General features: G+C 48.5%; 21 protein-coding genes. 1 reads left to right on the top strand and 20 read right to left on the bottom strand.

The window, feature by feature from the left end; all coding sequences use genetic code 11:
- Positions 1 to 106: 106 nt before the first annotated feature.
- The 13 genes from AC58QG_RS34750 to AC58QG_RS34690 form a co-directional block, all read right to left on the bottom strand.
- Positions 107 to 400 carry a hypothetical protein gene (locus AC58QG_RS34750; protein WP_497366582.1) on the bottom strand — a complete coding sequence of 98 codons (294 nt, stop codon included), beginning with the start codon at positions 398 to 400 and terminating at the stop codon, positions 107 to 109.
- A gap of 222 nt (positions 401 to 622) precedes the next feature.
- A complete protein-coding gene (locus AC58QG_RS34745) occupies positions 623 to 1,705 on the bottom strand; it encodes a DNA polymerase (RefSeq protein WP_497366581.1) in 1,083 nt (360 codons plus the stop codon).
- Positions 1,696 to 2,253 (bottom strand): HNH endonuclease, encoded by a 558-nt coding sequence (locus AC58QG_RS34740; protein ID WP_497366580.1) that lies wholly within the window; start codon positions 2,251 to 2,253, stop codon positions 1,696 to 1,698. Before AC58QG_RS34740 ends, AC58QG_RS34745 begins: the two co-directional genes overlap by 10 nt.
- Positions 2,243 to 4,027: a DNA polymerase gene (locus tag AC58QG_RS34735; protein WP_497366579.1), complete on the bottom strand. Its 1,785-nt coding sequence runs from the start codon at positions 4,025 to 4,027 to the stop codon at positions 2,243 to 2,245. Before AC58QG_RS34735 ends, AC58QG_RS34740 begins: the two co-directional genes overlap by 11 nt.
- 3 nt (positions 4,028 to 4,030) lie before the next feature.
- Positions 4,031 to 6,247 (bottom strand): hypothetical protein, encoded by a 2,217-nt coding sequence (locus AC58QG_RS34730; protein ID WP_497366578.1) that lies wholly within the window; start codon positions 6,245 to 6,247, stop codon positions 4,031 to 4,033.
- 48 nt (positions 6,248 to 6,295) lie between these two features.
- Positions 6,296 to 6,517 carry a hypothetical protein gene (locus tag AC58QG_RS34725; protein WP_497366577.1) on the bottom strand — a complete coding sequence of 74 codons (222 nt, stop codon included), beginning with the start codon at positions 6,515 to 6,517 and terminating at the stop codon, positions 6,296 to 6,298.
- Positions 6,505 to 6,963: a PDDEXK-like family protein gene (locus tag AC58QG_RS34720; protein ID WP_497366576.1), complete on the bottom strand. Its 459-nt coding sequence runs from the start codon at positions 6,961 to 6,963 to the stop codon at positions 6,505 to 6,507. The genes AC58QG_RS34725 and AC58QG_RS34720 overlap by 13 nt, the downstream gene beginning before the upstream one ends.
- Complete coding sequence (locus tag AC58QG_RS34715; protein WP_497366575.1) at positions 6,935 to 7,222, bottom strand: hypothetical protein; 288 nt, start codon at positions 7,220 to 7,222, stop codon at positions 6,935 to 6,937. Before AC58QG_RS34715 ends, AC58QG_RS34720 begins: the two co-directional genes overlap by 29 nt.
- The gene (locus tag AC58QG_RS34710) at positions 7,219 to 7,416 is read right to left on the bottom strand and encodes a hypothetical protein (RefSeq protein ID WP_497366574.1); all 198 of its coding nucleotides are present in this window, start codon (positions 7,414 to 7,416) and stop codon (positions 7,219 to 7,221) included. The genes AC58QG_RS34715 and AC58QG_RS34710 overlap by 4 nt, the downstream gene beginning before the upstream one ends.
- 204 nt (positions 7,417 to 7,620) lie before the next feature.
- Positions 7,621 to 8,421, bottom strand: coding sequence for a hypothetical protein (locus AC58QG_RS34705; protein WP_497366573.1), 801 nt, complete (start codon positions 8,419 to 8,421; stop codon positions 7,621 to 7,623).
- A 221-nt stretch (positions 8,422 to 8,642) separates the two neighbouring features.
- Positions 8,643 to 9,209, bottom strand: a complete 567-nt coding sequence (locus tag AC58QG_RS34700) for a hypothetical protein (RefSeq protein ID WP_497366572.1) — start codon at positions 9,207 to 9,209, stop codon at positions 8,643 to 8,645.
- Positions 9,206 to 9,358 (bottom strand): hypothetical protein, encoded by a 153-nt coding sequence (locus tag AC58QG_RS34695; protein WP_497366571.1) that lies wholly within the window; start codon positions 9,356 to 9,358, stop codon positions 9,206 to 9,208. The genes AC58QG_RS34700 and AC58QG_RS34695 overlap by 4 nt, the downstream gene beginning before the upstream one ends.
- A 266-nt stretch (positions 9,359 to 9,624) precedes the next feature.
- On the bottom strand, positions 9,625 to 10,287 hold the full coding sequence (locus AC58QG_RS34690; protein ID WP_497366570.1) for an RNA polymerase sigma factor: 663 nt from the start codon (positions 10,285 to 10,287) through the stop codon (positions 9,625 to 9,627).
- A 160-nt stretch (positions 10,288 to 10,447) separates the two neighbouring features.
- Here AC58QG_RS34690 and AC58QG_RS34685 point away from each other — a divergent pair, with 160 nt between their 5' ends.
- The gene (locus AC58QG_RS34685) at positions 10,448 to 10,696 is read left to right on the top strand and encodes a helix-turn-helix transcriptional regulator (protein WP_497366569.1); all 249 of its coding nucleotides are present in this window, start codon (positions 10,448 to 10,450) and stop codon (positions 10,694 to 10,696) included.
- 209 nt (positions 10,697 to 10,905) lie between these two features.
- Here AC58QG_RS34685 and AC58QG_RS34680 read toward each other — a convergent pair whose 3' ends face one another.
- From AC58QG_RS34680 to AC58QG_RS34650, 7 genes are all read right to left on the bottom strand, one after another.
- Positions 10,906 to 11,301, bottom strand: a complete 396-nt coding sequence (locus AC58QG_RS34680; protein WP_497366568.1) for a LytTR family transcriptional regulator DNA-binding domain-containing protein — start codon at positions 11,299 to 11,301, stop codon at positions 10,906 to 10,908.
- Positions 11,302 to 11,427: 126 nt separating this feature from the next.
- Positions 11,428 to 11,958, bottom strand: a complete 531-nt coding sequence (locus tag AC58QG_RS34675) for an accessory gene regulator B family protein (protein WP_497366567.1) — start codon at positions 11,956 to 11,958, stop codon at positions 11,428 to 11,430.
- Positions 11,955 to 12,488, bottom strand: a complete 534-nt coding sequence (locus AC58QG_RS34670; protein WP_497366566.1) for a hypothetical protein — start codon at positions 12,486 to 12,488, stop codon at positions 11,955 to 11,957. Before AC58QG_RS34670 ends, AC58QG_RS34675 begins: the two co-directional genes overlap by 4 nt.
- 146 nt (positions 12,489 to 12,634) lie before the next feature.
- Positions 12,635 to 13,645, bottom strand: coding sequence for a toprim domain-containing protein (locus tag AC58QG_RS34665; protein WP_497366565.1), 1,011 nt, complete (start codon positions 13,643 to 13,645; stop codon positions 12,635 to 12,637).
- 16 nt (positions 13,646 to 13,661) lie between these two features.
- A complete protein-coding gene (locus tag AC58QG_RS34660) occupies positions 13,662 to 14,243 on the bottom strand; it encodes a helix-turn-helix domain-containing protein (protein WP_497366564.1) in 582 nt (193 codons plus the stop codon).
- 97 nt (positions 14,244 to 14,340) lie between these two features.
- Positions 14,341 to 14,901 carry a hypothetical protein gene (locus tag AC58QG_RS34655; protein ID WP_497366563.1) on the bottom strand — a complete coding sequence of 187 codons (561 nt, stop codon included), beginning with the start codon at positions 14,899 to 14,901 and terminating at the stop codon, positions 14,341 to 14,343.
- 82 nt (positions 14,902 to 14,983) lie between these two features.
- Positions 14,984 to 16,336, bottom strand: a complete 1,353-nt coding sequence (locus tag AC58QG_RS34650; protein ID WP_497366562.1) for an AAA family ATPase — start codon at positions 16,334 to 16,336, stop codon at positions 14,984 to 14,986.
- Positions 16,337 to 16,566 lie beyond the last annotated feature (230 nt).

Genomic DNA, 16,566 nt, shown 5'->3' with positions numbered 1-16,566 from the left:
GCCACGCGTCGAGGAATCGTTGGAACTCGGTGGCGATTTGGTCGGCGATGGCTTGTGGTGACTTATCCGCTACTGCTGCGGAACCAATACGTGTGAATACGCTCAGTTAGATCGCCTCCCATACTTCGGTTACGATTGTCTTCGTTACCTTACGGACTTCCGAGATATCAGCGTTTCCGTAGTCATCGTAATGCCAGTCGGAGAAGTACGACCCCGATCGCGTAATCGTGCCGCTGAAGAAACGCTCGCCATCCGTGAAAATTACTTCTAGCGATTGATACTTCTCGCCAGCTCCGTCCCATTCGCCTTCCTCAACAACCGTTAGCTTTCCGCCTGGACCTTCTAGCTCCTCATCGCTCCAAAGTTCAATAAGCTGTTTCTGCGTAAGTTTTACGTCCATATAATCCGCCTCCTCTTCATGATTAAAGCATCCGTTAGGGCAGCCGTGATCTCCGACCTCATCCGCAAGTACACGGAATGTGCGTCGGCATCTCGAACATGTTTGCGTAGCTGATTCATGTTCGCGCATTACTATCGCCTCACTTTCGAATGTTTACGTACACGTAAACGTAGATGTATACGTCACACTTATTACGACGCCGTACGATCGGATTCCGTACAGCTATGCATACTTATTCGCAAACTCCACTTTTGGTCGGCAGTTAACGAAGTCCCATTCAGACGGTTTATACTCCTGCATCCAACGCGGTTCGATCACTATATCGGTTACCAGCGGTACGCTCAGCGTCGCAGTCTGCGTCATGATATCGTTAATTAACGCGATCGCTTCTTCCGTAAGCTGCTCGTTTAGGACAGAGTTTTTTATTTCATCATGGATGGATGCGTTGAACTCCCAACCGCGCTTCTTACATTCTTGAGCGTTGCGATTACCGATCATCTTCAGAATGTCGGCGCCAGTGCCTTGGATCACCGCGTTAAATGCGGCGCGCTCCCAATAACCAATGAGGCCGCGTTTTTCCGATAGCACGTCGATTTCGTCTTGGACCGCGATTAAACGTTGCGCATCACGTTGGCTCGGCGCTTCCTTACCGCGCAATTGCTTACGCTCCGTATAGAGCCGGATTAAGCGTTGCTCGTTCTTCGAAGCCGCCGCCGAAACCGATGCATAATCCGGAAAGCGCCGTTTCCGACCATATAGCGTCTCAACGTAGCCGTTCTTGCGCATACCTTCGCGGATATCGGCTACCATCGTTTTGAACGACGGAAATGTGCGGTCGAAGTTTTCGAAGAAGTACGCTGCCACTTCGTCCGTAACGTTCATTTTCTTCGCGAAAGCTCTCGGTGACTGATCGTATGAGACAGCGAGCACGCCCGTTTTCATCATCGAACGTGGTTTGAACGTGCCGGTCGGATCGTACGCTTTGTCGACGCAGAATTCCTCCGCGATATTAAACGTCCTCATCGCCATCGTCGTATATAGATCAACGCCATCGAGGAAAATCTGACGAAGCGAGTTGTCACCGTAACGGTCCCACATAATCGCGCTCATTACACGCGGTTCAATTTGGCCCAGGTCAGCGCCGACAAACGTGAATCCGCGCTTGGGAACGAAGCAGTTACGAACGCGAGTACCTGCGCCTTTTGACGGGAGGTTCTGCATGTTTACTCCGAGTGGAATTTTGCGATCATCGGCTACTAATTTACGTACAATTGCGTGATAGTTTGCGTCAGTTACTACGAACATAGGCGTGGATTACCTCGCTTTCTAGGCATCCAAGTACCTTGCCTCATATCTTTTGCGACTTTTACCGCCTCGTCAAAGTTTTTACGTTTGGCTCTCGTAACAACTCCGTTTCGCATAACAGCGACATGGTATAGACCGCTACTTTCCGAATAACAAACGTTTAGCTCTCCGCTTTTGTTGTTTCTACTTGGAATTCCTCTGAGGTTCTGCATGTTCTCAAAGGTATCCGTTACACGAAGATTACACTTACGATTGTCTAGTGTGTTTCCGTCGATATGGTCAACAACTTTGCCATCTGGAGCGTTAGTGAGAAACCTATGAAGCTTAACGAATTGTCTGCCACCACCTTCGCGCGGTGCGTTTCGGATAGCGTAGGGTTTTCTAGCTGGATCATTATGGACATAAGGTAAGTCTACGCACCACGAACCGCCCACCTCAAGAAGTTTAGGCAAGTCCTCTGTATCCATTAAAAACTCGTACACAATACCGTTTTTTCTCTTGATGAAGATAACTGTCGTTGCTTCACGGATTTCGTAATCATTCTTCATCCGCGTTTACCTCCCGAAACTCGTCAAGTATATCGATCGGTCGACCACTGTACCCGCTTGAGCTATACCGGCCTGTAGCAGTGCCTCCAGCTTTGAATTCGCTGTGTAGGCGTCCGTCTATTGCTATAGCATCTGGAATCTTCATCACATACGTATTCAGCAACTTCTCGTACGCCGCAACGGTTGCCAGCGGCTTCAGCGCCTCTTCTTCCTCGTAGTAAACGTCGAGCACATCCGCAGCCGTTGAGCGCGTCTTCCCTCGTTTAAATCGTCCCGTAACGTCTTCGATACCGAGCGCATCGTAAATGAGATACGCGAGATGGTTGCCATTCGTAATCGTAAATTCCGTTATCGTAAGTGGCGCGTTTGCTTCGATCGGCTCCGCCAACACTTCCGCCTCTAATTGCGCTAACTTGGTGACTGCTTCCGTATAGCGTTTCAGCTTCGTTTTGCTTGCCGCCTCACACTCTGCAATAATAGCGCGTTGTTTAGTGATGGCTTCCGTATGTTTGGCGATCTTCCTACGCTGCTTATCGATCCACTCCGCAACAGCCTTCGCGTTAATATGTCGGTCCATCTTCCGGACAAACTCGTCGTTGATACCGTACGATTCAACCACATCGGCACGCGCCTTCTCCAATAACGGAGTAAACTCGTCCTCTAACGCCTTGAGTCCCGCAATATCAATCTCGAATCCGCATCGCGACATAAATACGTCAGTTTCCGGTAGCTTCGAGTCTATCTGCGCGTAACAATCAAGCAACCGTCCAGGCGCGTTCTTCATCGCTTCATACTGCCATTCGAACAGTTTCCATCCGTACAAAACGTCCTTTATCGCGTAGATGCCGACGAGCTCAACGTTGTATGGCGCCGGCGAACCGTTGCCGAAAAGATCTTCGAATGTAAATATCGGCCCCATTACGCCGAACATTTGTCCGTACTTCGCTACGAGCGGTTTCAAACCGTACGTCGCCTCGTGTTCGTTCAAATGGCGCATAGCGTCCAACGTATCCCAACAGCATCCGGCGATCTCGTAACCGTCCTTAATCGCAACGTGGAGGTCATACCGCGCGCTCCCCATATGAAAAGTTTTACCGTGATTCGGTCGCGTCAGGTACGGAGCAATGGCTGCGATTACTTTTGAACGTGTTAGCTGCGGATCACCTTCTTTAAACGCGTTCGGCACGTCGAATCCGCTAACGTGTCCGTACGGTAGGTAATAGCCTTCGTTAAGCAACGGAAGCCATATGCTGAATCCGATTGATAAGTCGATATACGTATCAACGCCGGTTCCCTCGAAATCGCCCGCCGTCATCGTATCAACGCCTAGAATACGGAAGCGATCGCGCCACTCCGAAAGCTGGCGGCGACATTCTTCGCGTAAACGTTCAACAAACGCGGGCAACTCCGAGTCGTCCGTTAATATGAAGTAATTTACGGGCTTACTCACTAATACTTCGGCAATCCGTTTCTCGCGCAGTCCCTCCGCTTGTTGGCGCAAGAGAAGGGAACCCGCTGAGATAACGTCACCTTTCGTCCATTTACTGCTTCCGCTACCAATCCGGACATTGCCTAATTGTCCGGAGAAGTATGCGGATTTTGCTGCGTTAAATTGTGCGCGTTCTTTATCCGTTAATGACATCGCGCTAATTCGATCGAACGCTTCGGCGGCCGTTTCTGGTTCGGCGGATGCCTTACGTTTGGCTGCGTCTTTAATCGCGTCGGTCGACGGTTTTGCTGCTAACGTCAGCTTCGGGGTCTGTATCGGATTCATACGTTACTTCGCCGCGTTGAACAGCGATTCGACTGGCGCGATGAGTTCTACGCATGACCAGCAGCTAGCGCCGTCAGGGTTATCTACCGTTGCTACTCGGACACTACCCTTATTACCTGAACTTAGCGCGGTGCCTACGTGCCCTACGGGTGCTCTACCACCGCATGCCTTTACGACACGTACAATATCGCCAATCTTGATTTCGTCAACCTTACGTCCGATCGCGGACCATTTCGCCTCTAGCGCAGTCTGTTGCGCCTTTACCTCCTCTTCATTGCGCGCTTGCTCCGCCTCAACTGGCGTTACTGCTTCGAATTTGGTTGATAGTAATCGACTATGTCCGTCCCATTCGTAAGTTACCGTACTGCCGCCATCGCTTACAGCTACTACTTTAACGATAGTACCCGCAGGTGCGCCGGATTGATACCCCGTAATCCTCACGTAATCGCCGACTTTAACGTTCTTACGTTTAGCCTGCGCAACTTCGGCAGCCGTAAGCTTAACGAACTCATCGTAGTTACCGTTCCACCTTTTTTGCGAAGGGAAATCAACGGAAAACATATTGCCGGAGATGTAGCTAATTACGCCTACATCTCCGTTTTTGACCTCACCCCAACCGCGTGACGGACGTTTGCCTTCCGCGATGACGACTTTGACTGTGTCACCTACGGCAAATTGCGCTTTCGCCACTTTACGTTTAGCCTGCGCAACTTCTTCGTCAGTGGCGCGGACACAATCGTCGTTGTGTACAGAGTACGTGGATTCACCGCCGTCAATACTCTCGCAGAATACTCGGTCTGTAGCGTGATCCCACCATTTCGCGACTTTTACGATTTGTCCGATATTGAACGAGTGCGGTCCGAATGAGCCGCGTCCCCTTCCGTCTCTCGTAACTTTCGCATACTCGCCAACTTGCAAGCGTGAGTCAGAGGGAGCTACCGGCTTAACGTTTGCTACCGGCTCAAGGACGACATACTCACGTAAGAAAGCGGTGTTGCGATCTCCGGCTTTATCGGTAAACCTAGCGTCGCCCTCACTGTCTACGTTAGTTACGACAAACTCATCGCCTTTACCGTAATCTAACGCACACTCAGGTTTAACGATGCGAATGCGCTCGCCTACGTTGGCTTTACGTTTAACCTCCGTGTACGTCGGTTCCACTGCTTCGCGATATTTAGGCTGAGCGGCCGCTTTCGGAACGAGTACGAGGTATTCGGAAGATACCGTAACCATCTCGTTAACTACCGGATCACTCCACGAGTCAACCTTAACGTTAGATGCGATAGTACCGATACTGTATTTACCGCGTGCGCCCAAAGTCTTAACGATTAGAACCGTATCGCCTCTCTTAGCCTTGCGCTTCTCCAACGTATACTCAACACCGTCGATCGTAACGGAGCCGGTCGGTGTAACAATAACGTATTCTTCCGGCTGAATTGTAGCAATTCCGTTGCATTGCGGCGCGAACGATCCTTCGCTTTGATACGGATTACTAACTGTTACGATATCCCCATTCGCATAGCTGTCTCTGACACCGGAGATATGGCGTTCACGGTTCCACGCTGTAATTAACGCTAACTCTCCCTTTTTCGAAGCCTTACGCGCTTCCTTCACGTACACTTTGCCGTTGTGGATTACGTAAGTGTCCGGTAAGGACGTAGCTTGCGTCGAAGGAGGAGTCGGTGCTAAAGCTGTGGCTTCGACCTGCTCAAGTACGCGATAATCCTCAGTAGCTACCGTTTGCGTAATTACATCGCCACGTTCGCAAGGCCCCTCTGCTTCGATGTCGCCGCCTGTACCGTAAACTTTCTTTACGTCTACTACGACCGGAACATTTAAGAAGAAGTGAGTCGGACTGCCGATGCGCGAAACTAAGATGACTTTATCTCCTTCGACTGCTCTGCGCGCCACTTTACGGTACTTCACGCCTTCGTGAAAGACTACGTCGTCTGATTTCGTCACAGCAGCTTCTACGCGTTTGAAAACCGTTTTGTCTTCGCCACAAAGATCGAGCTCATCACCGTCATCATCGATAATTTGCGGATCGTCATGTGAATCAATCCGCGTCACTTCATAGAAGGCACCCGTAGTCGCGTAGCTGGATGAATCATCGAATCGAATGATATCGCCGACAACCGCAGCCTCATTGGATTTCACGTACTCCGCACCGTTATAAGAAATGCGCTCAGATACCAATGTTACACCGTTTAATTTCGCCATTTATAAGTTGCTCCTTCGGGCGGTCGTTGCCGCGTATATTTTATTACGTTACTCTACGTCACCTAGCGCTGTAATCGTACCCTCCGCGTCATACACTCGCTCAAACGCGAATTCCTTCGCACAAGTCGAATCGTCACCGCCGTGTACGAACGCCTCTCGGTCATCTACGCGGTGTACTTCGTCGCCGACGTAAATCTCTCGTCCACACCACGCGCAGTGAGCGACGGTGACGGGCTCGGCGGGCGGTGCGAAACGGTCTAGGCCGGACATGATACGTCAGCCCCTTCGTAAATCTCTCGATTCAATTCAATCGGCAACTCGACCCACCGCTGACTTACACGAGCCTCGGTCGCCCAGTACTCGCCGATACCGCGATTTTCGAACATGTAAACGCGCGGCTTCTCACCTTCCGCCCCCAGGACGCCAATAATATAATCAGCCTCGGATAGCGTATAAGGTTCGCCATTACCTTTCTTCGCGTAGACTACGAGGTCGCCGCCACGGTCCATACGCTGACGGATCGTTTTTATTTGCGCAGTATAGAACGTCTTATTCAGCGGATCACGGAAAATCACGTCGTATGATTCGTCCGTTTCCGGTTTAGCTACGACGTACCCGTTAGCTAAAAGTGCTGTCCTCGCGATTAATTCCGAATGTTTACCGACTGCCTCCGTAATATGTGCGATCTCACTCAACCCCTTCCATTTCGTCGTCACCGTCGACGTATACTATTTCGATTGTTTGCGGCAACTTATCGCCAGCTTTCGGAAACTCAATCGGACCAATCATCGCCGACTCCGTAGGCTCGACGCTAACTGCGATATTCAACTCGAACGGACCGTGATCGTGATCAACGCTCTTTAGAAACTTCGCAATATCGCGTCCGACCTTCGGAAGATTGTCAGCGTCCTTTACGTTGATCCCGATCGAGAGTGTGCGCTTGATAACTTGCGTTGAATGCGTTGACTCACTCATTCCGCGCTCACCTCGATATCTACGCTTGTAATAGCGAAGGCTACGATTAGTGCTCCCGCGATAAGGAATGCGAATCCGAACGGAAATAACCCGCCTGTAACTGTCGTAATGCCTAGCGCGACTAACGAGATGAACCCTACTGCGAGCAGAGCTGAGACTACGATCAGTAACGCTATGCTGATTTTTTCGCGCATACAATCCGCTCCTTTACGTTAATTTACGTCAACAAGTACGATCCCCGCGTTTAGCGGAGAAAGTCTTTTGGCGCATCTACTTCGCCGATACCTGCTTTAAATGTAGCGAAGAACACGAATGCTAGTGAGAAAGAAGCGACGGACATAAATTTTGCGATTGTTTTCATTGGATGATTTCCCCTTTTCGATTGGTTTAGTTTTTAATTAAAAGTTTAGCGTTGAAACTGGTGTGTTTGGATCGATCGGCTTTACGTCCGCGTCCACAGGCTGCTTCGGTGCATCTCCGCCGTACGTTAGTCCGAGGCGCCCGATATCGAAGCCGGCAGTGATCAAGTTTTTGACCTGTTCCGCTTCGTCCGCTACGTAAAGACACGTTTCGAGCGATTCCATATCGAATGGAGCCGCGGACAGTTTCGCGAAATTGGCGCGTTGTGCATCCGATAAATCCTCGTCAACGTCGATGATCGGCGATAAGCTTACGACGGCGCTCGTTGAGCTTCCCGTTTTAGACAGTTCAAACGCGAGCTTATCGAGTTTCTTCGCATACTTGACGATAACGGCCTTAATCGTTTTCTCCTGGTTCGGCGAAAGATCCACTACGATATCCTTGCCGGTATCGAGATCGAAGAATGCGCGTAGGAAGCGAGGTTTTCCACGATACAGATAAGCTTCGTCCGTTAGTGGTTTAATTTCCGCTTCACTGGCGCCGGCTTCTTTAGCTGCGTTGGCCTCGGCATACAAGAGCTCAGCTGCTCGGTCCCAGACGCTCGGATTAGCTGTGATATAACCTTTCGCGTTACGTTCGGCGGGATTCTTCGGTACGAAAGTATTACACTTCTTGTAGATCGAGTATCCGTAATACTCCGCAACATCATCGATCGACTTAACGCCGACTTTCAGCGATGTACCGGACTTGAACGATACAATCGGACTATCCTTCGCGCCTCCCTCGTTAGTAGCTGCGGAGTTAACCGCGTCAGAGCCCTTCTTCGTAAATAAACTCATTCGATCACGTTCCTTCCTCGTTCATCTGCGTCATTTTGCGTTGACGCTACGCCGGTCCGCACTTTCAATTTCCCGCGTCCGCCACACGTCACCTAGGCTTACTATTCGCGCTCAACCGGTAAGACCGGCAAGGGCGTTTCTTCGGCGTAGATGGCGCGTGGCCGACGTGGGAAGTGGTTACATCTATTACGACGCCACTCGGCTTAATTCCGTACACTTTTTTACACGTAAGCTGCAATTCCTTTTGCCAGCGTTGTTTTCTCGCGTCTTACTTCGAATACTTCCGAGTTGATCGTAGTGACCGCGCCATCTATTTCCGCAATCCTGGCGTCCATTTGCTTCGCTACATTAATACTCGTCGTCTTAAGTTTACGAAGCGCACACTCGGCACGCTCAACGGTTAGCTCCGCCTTACGCAACTCCAATCGTTTTATTTCGCGTGTCTCTTTACGTTGAGCTGCGCGTAATACCGTCGTCAATGCTTTCGCAACACTCTCACGGACTGTTATCGGCGAGTCTTCACGTGGATACATCGTTATAACGGTGTCTTCGTATTGTGAGACTACGAACGCAGTCCGTCTGTATGCGAATAGGCGGCCGCTGTTTCCGTCTTCACCGAGTACATTTGCATCGATTAACGAAGACTTACGCAATAAATCCATTACGTGCATTGGCGCCTTACTGCGATCGACTCCGAAGTACTCGACGGCGCGTTCCAATGCGTGAGGAGTGACGAAGATTTTACCGGTAAAATGCGTGCCGGCTCGCGGATCCAGTGCGGTCGTCATGCGATTATCACGCCTTTCAGCGAGAGCCGCGGTAGGTAATCGGCGAGATCTTCGTAGGGGCGGCAGCCTCCGTTATATTGAAGGAACGCGTTATCTTGACGCGGTTTCTTAACCAATTTCGTTTGTTTGCGTGTAATTACGTTTTTCATTATATTAACCTCCGTTAGTTAGCGTAATCTTTATCGTATCTTTACGTAAACATGACTAAATAAGCGTTGACATCTACGGTTTTTTCGGTAAAATAGGTAATGTAGACGTAACATAATTTTTATAATATTAACAACAACGTATAACATACGTCATTTATACCCATACTTTAGGTAATGACATCACGGCACTGTGTGCTATAATTAATTAAGTTGAACACGGTAACTGACGCAATGCCTAATCGCCAGTCACCGTTTTTGACCAACTGCTAACTCGCTATGTATTGGCGTTTAATACGTAAATAAGGTGAAATAAACTCGGTAATATCACCGTGGGAATTTCGGTCATATGCACGCGCTAAACGATCAAACTTACGAGCTAGTGTGTTGCGTTGAACACCGAGCGCTTTCGAGAGCGCCTCGATGCTAAAACGTTGTTCTAATCGTTGTAACTCTTTGATGGCGCTAACCATCTCTGAGTCGAAAGGAATCCGGGCGGATTCATGAAGGGAGACTAACAGTTGGCGCTGTTGGTCTTCTTTCTTTTTGTCTAAACGTTCTACAACTTCGTATTCCACATCCAGCTCGTCCGCGATCAAGTGGGAAGTTGGCGCTTCATCACTGTCATCATCGGAGTTGCTTTTCGGTGCTAAAATATAGTGCGCCCGCCGTCGTTTTTCTTTTCGGAAAAAATCGATCCTGGCGTTCTTAAGTGCTCTTGAGAACAGCTTACCGAACTCGATAACGTCGTCTCGGTTGATTAACTTGAAGAGCCGGTCGTCAAAAATGCTGTCTGCGTCGTTCTCATCACCGAGACCTGATCGCAGCACTAGACGCGTGTTCGTTCGTCGTTCTTCGTGTACCTCTTCGTAAATCTCCGCAAATACCGACTGATCATTAGTCGCGCGGTACACACCGACCAATCTATTCAATTTTTCGAAGTTATTAATACGCTCCATCTCCCTTCATTTTCACCTTACACTTACTACGACGCCGTCCAAATACTTTCCGTACACTTTAGCGAAAACTTTTTAGAACTTTTTTCCAACGCTTAACTCTGCTATTATTACGTAGTAACATACGCCCCAAAATATGGGAGGCAAGCGTCAGGTGAGTCGCAAATTCACTATCGGACGCTGCCTTATTCCGGAACTCCTTAATGCGCGCGGTTGGAACCAATTGGATCTCGCAAAGCGAACGGGGATTAGCGAAAGCACTATTTCCGCATACTGTACTAACTTCCGCAAGAAAATGCCGTTAATTACTGCGGTCATAATTGCGGATTCTCTGGGTGTCGAGCCGCGAGATTTGTATGATTGGCTTTACGTTAAGGCGGAATAGGCGGCGTGTGAGCGTTCGGTTAACTACCGGACCTCACCGCTGATCGATCCACGATCGTGGATTACCGCCTAATTTCCTCCCTACAGACCAAGTTATTTTGTGAACGTGCCGACCTTACCTTCTACTAAATCTTACCATGTTTTCCATGTTGCTGGAACACCAGTATTTGGGGGTAAATATTGTTGTTGACATGTCCAAAAAAATGTGTTTCAACTTTGGACAACGCTTACATGCGGGAAAAGTTTCTTTAGAATCTTCACTTTAATCCTCGCGATTTCTCCTCGTATCTCAGTATCGCGGAAGACAACTTCAGCTGCAAAAAAGCTATCAACGACTTTATCGACGTGAGCCATATTTATGAGATTGGTGCTGTCCGCACGCCAGAATCCGAACATCTTCAGCATGTCCTCCATTACACTCAAAGCACCGCTGAGGTTAAACACATAATCCCCGCTTATCGCACGCACCCTTAATCTGCGATCATTCTTTGAAAGTTCAATCGTGTCAATAAGTATGACGCTGCTTAGCGGTATCATGTCATGCGATTTTACAACTTTACCATTTACTAGTCTGCTGCACGACATTTCCGGCTCGACGTTATACATAGTGTTGGTCTCACTTCTTAAAGAAGTTTTTTGGAGCTTCTAATTCGCCGATACCTGCTTTAAATGTAGCGAGGAACACGAATGCTACGCCGTAGGATACTGCCGACATAAGCTTAGCTACGTTTTTCATAGTGGTTTTACCTCCTTCCGTGGAATCAAAAGTAATGCCTGCGCCAGGAACGCCAACGCAACGGTTGTCGAGCCGAACGTACATCCGATTAACACTACGCAGATCGCCGCAGCCTTAAACGCCATCTTCGCACTAGCCTTACCTGTCCATAACGTGTTCCTCAAGTTAGTTGGAGCAAGCAACGCGACTAATACGAGACTTACCACATTAATCCAGACGACATACTCCGGGCTTACATGAATTAACGGAATAACTCCGTAAATTGTTGCTGTAACAACCGCGCAGACGTCCAAAGATTTAAAGTGGTACCCGCCCGATAACATACGTAGTGCGGTAAACGATGCAGCTGCGACTAATGTTTCCGTAAGTTTCCCGCTAACTAGTCCGAAAATGAGCGTCAACAGTACGATCGAGACGAAATTTAGCAGAACCGCGTACTGGTAAACGAGTGATTCATGACTCCGACGCTCTTCGGGATTCCCTCGTAGCGTGAAATCGGCTAACTTTCGCGATAATGTCATCGTCATTGTCCGACATCCTTCCGTAAAGAAATGTAGAGAAGTAACGTTAATGACACGAGAAGCAGCGGTAGTATTATTAAAACGTGAAGCGAGAAATTAAGTATCCAAAACATTATCGTTGTCACTACGAGCGTCGCTAGCGCGTTCGCTACTGAGTCCATTGACGTTTTTCTCTCAACTACATAAGGATCGTGCGGCGGAATATCTACGTAAGAAAACCCTAATCTTAATATGTAAAGTATGAACGCTACTGCAAACGCGCCTAACTCACTTGAAGCCTGGATAATGTATGTACCAAATCCGCCCATCGCTTCAGCGTCGCTAGTTGATACAATGCCTAAAGCGAGCAGTGTCGGATAGATGATAAATTGAATAGTAAGATAGCCGATATAGCCAATTGAGGTAAGAGGAAAAGCGTAGTAGCAGGTGACTTTAAATATGAATTTCAGCGATATAATGTATAGTATGAACTGAATCGCCGGATCGAACGCTTCTAACCCGAGTACGCCCCTATCAACGTAGGAAACTAATCCCATTACAACGGAGATAACGAGTAACTTATTAAATTCTCTAAAGTAAGGCCAGCGAAAGGTTTTAAAAATAAGAGCAAAGATTGCGAGAGTGTCTAAGGTTCCGAATAACACGTTTAATAACGAATCCACCATCGGTTACACCATCTTCTCTATAGAGATAATTTCGGTAATGTCGTACGAATCTTACGAGCATCTGTTACGCGTTCTCTCAACGCTTCCAATCCGCAGCCCAACGCCATCTCATTCGGATCCTTCCAACGCTTGGGGTAGCCGGCCACCTTTAGCGTTATCTTACCGCGCATCAACTCGATAATCTGGCGCTTCAGCTTTTGGCCCGCGTTATCGTGGTCCGCTATAATAACGAGCTCTTCGATCGGCGACCGCAGAATAATATCGGCCTTCGTTGTATTAAACGTGCTACCACCGGTCGCAATACCGAAGATTCCGGCCGCTGCGCATGTCATCGCGTCTATCTCTGCCTCCGTAATGACAGCGCGTTTTATGCGATGCTTGTACGCCAGGTCGATTCCGAAAACGCATTCCCTTATTGGCTTCGCGCCCTTCTCATACCAAAACGTTTTTGCGTCAACTCGCCGATACTTCACGTTGGCAAGTTCTTTACCGTCTGGACACCGCCAAGGTATCGTTACTGCCTTACGCTGTCTATCGAATCCGACGCTGTAGTAACGCTGAACATCTTCCGGAATCATACGAGTACCTAGATATGGGTGACGGTATTGGTACGCGTCGAGTATTCGCGGATCTAGCGGTCGGCGGCGCTCTATTAGCGTCAACTCCGGTACCTCGAGCGTGAAGTCCTCCGCGTATGGGTCGGCGGGCTCCTCGGACGCGTATTCGGCGACCAGATACTCGCGTGTACTATATTCGTCCTCGTTTCGAAGGAAGGCGAGCAGCTTAACGAAGCCTCCACGCTGCCATTCCGGATCAGTTGCGCCCAAGTCGCCCCAATCTCCAGCACGTGCTGACGCAGAATTAACGAGATGAACGTAGAAGGAGCCTGCTCTTCTTTCGTACCGTAACGGGCTTACAGCGATAAGCCGATCCGCATGCCATTGCGCTTGGTTCCATTCATACTCACGGAGTTCGCGTTCGACATCAACGGTGACTCTGCGGCCGTTAATCGTTAGTGTGGCAGACAAGCGCGGTCACCTCCGGTTATTCGGGAAAATTTTTACTGCGGCGTTTCATGTACAAATGATAGGCGGCAGCCATCTCCTTAGAAGCACCTTCTATTTCTTCTTGAGATAAACCAGGCTTGTAGTGGTCGAGTAACTTCATAATTCCTACTCTCAATTCGTTATCACTCTCGCCAGTGGGAAATTGTTCATTTATGAGTTTGGTTGCTACTTTGCCACCCGCAGCCCCGATGATTGCACCCGCAACTCCCCCTAGTATGCCTGCTCCGCCGAAAAAAGCACCTGCAACAACTCCGATACCTGTAATTGCAGCCATTGATGGGCTTCTCTTTACTATAGTTTTCTGCGTTGCTAGCTCTCTGATGATATCCTCTTGTATGTCCTTATTAACGTATCCCGCGAGTAGGAATAGCTCGTTCTTGTCCGTTTGTAAGGCGTAGGCTATTTTCTCAAGTGACTCCTCAGAGGGTTTAGCGAGTCCGCGCTCAATCTTACTTAACTGAGAGTAGCTTACGCCTGACATTTCGGAAAGATCCCGTAACGTGAGCTTTTTAGTCTCCCTAGCCGTTCGTATATATTCCGCTAAAACACTATCTCCCATAACTTAACCACCTTTTTCCAATAGCTCGTAATGTCATATTAAACCAGCTTGTTTCCTACGTCAACACAAATTTGTTTCTTGGTAGGAAACACGCCAATTATTCTTCTGAAACAATTCGCTTATGTGCAATTATGTTTCTGCATTTTCGTAGTTGTTCTAAAGCTGATTTTAATGTGTGGATGATCTCGATTTCCTGCATTGACATAAACAAAACATCACCCTTTTTGATATCAGATATGTGATCTTCTATCTCACTGAGCTCTACGTATCTTACGATATCCATCAGTTTATAAGAGAGTAATGTGTATTTTACTCGGCTGTTTTCTTCGGAAGATTTAAGAGAAGCTATGAAATCTTTCGTATCTGTCGGTTTAGATTTAGAGTCAGTAGAAGTAGCAGACTCGGTTTCATGTAATAAATCATTCGAAGGGAAGATGAAAACATTTCTCTGCGATAGCTTTTTCTTAATAACTAATTTCGGAAATTTAACATCTAAGTTCCACAAGGCGTTCCTTACAGTGTGTTCTTCAACAGCGAAGTCTGATAATTCTCTTTCTGTTACCTTAAACAGATCAGACTGCCGGATACCCGCCGGATGATCAGCTACTATTTTCAGAGCCTTTTCTCTTATAAAATCCGGCGTTAATGCATGCGACATCTTATCCACTCTCGAATCTATTAGAATTTAGATCTAGTAATCTATATCTAGAATCTAACACCTCACCATGCTTGATGTCAATCTAGAAATTGGTAGAGAATTGCGCAGCCACTTCCGCACCTTTCGGCAACTCCCGTAAAACCCCGTAATCCATGAGCGCCAGCAAGTCGATCGCGAAGCCCTCTCCGCCATTGCGTCCCTTCTCTACGCCGATTCTACCGTTGCCATCGACGGCATCGAACGCGAATAAGTTAGTCGCGATTTCGAGAACGGCCTTCGTCGTCTTCACCTGGTCGCGTCTCGGTAGCTTAAGCTCGCGCCGCCCATCGTCGTCCGATTCGGACTTCTCCGTTGAGCTCGCTTGTATCGCGAATATGCCGACCACATCGTTCGCTCCGATAATCTGTTCAAATCTACGCGCAGCTTGTTCGGCAGCACCGCCCGCCGTCTTGTTCGCGTTAGTGCCGTAGATATCCGCAAGTCCGTAAAATGGATCAACGACACATACGTCAATCTCCGGATTTTGCTGAAGCTCACGGTCTAGGTCCGCCAGTGTTCGCGTTAAGTCACGGTCACCCTTCGCCTGAAGGTAAAGCGCGCCTGGATAATACTCGTTTAACGCGTCAACCATCCGGAGGAAGTACTCCTCGATCTCGCCGTCGAGCTGTCCGCTTAGGATCGCCTTATTCGGAACGCCGACTTTCTGCGCCAGCTCATGGTGATCCACCGCACCTTCGCGTGCCGTTATTATTGAGAGAAGACGCGATAACCACAGGTACGCTTTGAGTTCGTATGACTTAACGAGAACCTTCGCTCCCTGACGGAGAAGCTCGTCTACTAGACACGCGATAAGGTACGATTTGCCGCGCCCTGACTCCGCCATGACTCCGTATATATCACCGGAATACAGACCGCCAATCTCCATGTTTAGCGACTCAAATGGCGTCTTCCACAGCTTAAATGAGCGGCCGTCCTTCCGTTTCTCATACTCCTCGCGAAAGTCATGGCGGAGAGTTTCCAGCGTTTTCCCAACTAAAATACGAACGGTTGTTCCCATTGTAATACGAACAGAACCCTCACGCAAGTAATTTCCGAAGTCTTCCGCACTTAATTCGGTAAACTTTTGCGATATCTCTCCGGACTCAAACCACTCCGCGAATTGGCGCCGTCCGGCCCCGTCTTTAAGCCGTTTTGCAAGGAAATCGAAGGAATCGGTCACGGCGGGTATGTACGTAAATCCGTCAATTTCACCGACGATCGTGGCGTAGGAAGGCGCGTTACCTTTGTTCGCATCCGCATACGAACGGACATATCTGTACGCCTTCTGTTCGCATTCCGTTGCGAAATCGGATTCGGTGATTGAATAACGGATTATTGCGCCAACATCGTTCTCGTCGACGATTTTACTTATGAGCTGTTCGCCGTAATTTGCCATGCGCTCTCTACACCTCCAATTATATGACGAGCGACGTATGACCTGTAAAACGCCATATTCGGTCGAATTCCGCAATTTGATGTAATCTTAATAATCACATACCGTTTCCTAACTAATCCGTTCTAGTTGTAACATTTATAATAATTTAGATTCTTTTGTGCTATTTGTACTAACTAGTCCTTGATTCCGGGAAATAATATTGGGAAATAAAACGTACGTTCTCTCATTTC

The organism is Paenibacillus sp. J22P169, assembly GCF_059691995.1.
This window is presented reverse-complemented; position numbering and strand designations above follow the sequence as displayed.